Raw genomic sequence first — 551 nt, forward strand, 5'->3', positions numbered from 1 at the left:
CGGCTGATCGCGGCCATCAATGCCGCTGTGGATGAAGGCCTTTCGGTGCGTGCGGTGTTCGAGGCACCGACGGTGGCCCAGCTGGCGCCGCGGATCGGCGAGGGCACCGATCGAAGGCAGCCACTGGTCGCGGGGGAGCGACCGGCGGTGGTTCCGTTGTCGTTTGCCCAGAACCGGTTGTGGTTCCTCGACCAATTCCAAGGTCCGTCACCGGTCTACAACATGGCCGCGGTGTTGCGGCTGGACGGACCCGTAGATGCTGATGCGCTGAGCGTCGCCTTCGCCGATGTGGTGGCTCGCCACGAGAGCCTGCGCACGCTGTTCCCGGCGCCCGAGGGCACACCCCAACAGGTGGTGGTGCCGGTTGAGCGGGCCGATGTCGGGTGGCAGGTCGTCGATGCCAGCGGTTGGCCGACACCGCGGTTGAACGAAGCCATCGACTCTGCGGCCCATCACCCGTTTGATCTGGCTGCCGAGATCCCGTTGCGGGCAACGCTATTCCGCGTCACCGACGATGAGCATGTGTTGGTGGTGGTGGTGCATCATATCGC

1 protein-coding gene is annotated in these 551 nt (G+C 66.1%); it reads left to right on the forward strand.

Going from position 1 to position 551, the window contains the following annotated elements; genetic code table 11:
- Window positions 1–551 (forward strand): condensation domain-containing protein (locus tag A5688_RS28560; RefSeq protein ID WP_131812447.1); only part of this gene is annotated, 551 nt, incomplete at both ends.

The organism is Mycobacterium mantenii, assembly GCF_001667865.1.
GTDB classification, from domain to species: Bacteria; Actinomycetota; Actinomycetes; order Mycobacteriales; family Mycobacteriaceae; genus Mycobacterium; species Mycobacterium mantenii_A.